Origin of the sequence: Lactobacillus nasalidis (assembly GCF_016587775.1) — a bacterium.
GTDB classification, from domain to species: Bacteria; Bacillota; Bacilli; order Lactobacillales; family Lactobacillaceae; genus Lactobacillus; species Lactobacillus nasalidis.
The window spans coordinates 1-397 of record NZ_BOCG01000205.1 but is presented as its reverse complement, the minus strand read 5'-3'; the positions used below and the strand labels follow the sequence as shown (position 1 = coordinate 397).

Annotated in this window: 1 protein-coding gene; it reads right to left on the bottom strand. The window is 64.0% G+C overall.

Translation table 11 applies throughout. The annotated features are described in order from the left end of the window. Window positions 1-397, bottom strand: a 397-nt coding sequence (locus tag lacNas_RS03530; RefSeq protein WP_201346598.1) for a DUF3427 domain-containing protein, incomplete at both ends; no start/stop codon positions are given.

The window sequence follows — 397 nt, the reverse complement described above, 5'->3', positions numbered from 1 at the left end:
GACCTCGCGGACAGTGGCGGGATCGATCTGGGCTTGGCCCAGGTAGCAGAACTTGGGGCCGTAGGCATCGGCCCGCTTGACGAAGACCGGCAGCCGGGTGGCCTGCCGGCCCTCAGCCACGCCCCGCAAAAGCTGCCGGACTTCCGGGGAATCCAGGTGGCGGGGAGTCCGGGTGAACCAGGACAGGCGCTGGCCCTGGGCCTGGTTGTCGTAGCGGGCGTTTCTTTGCTCCTGGTCGGTTTTTTGATAAGTGATGAAGAGCGGGCAGACGTCGCCGCTCAGCCGGTAGCCGTACATGGGCCGGTTGACGTCAAGCGGCCAGTTGAGCAGGCGGCAGACCTCCTTGCGGTCGTAGAGCTCATAGAGGGTAAAGTCTTGAGCCGGGTCTTTTTCTTTC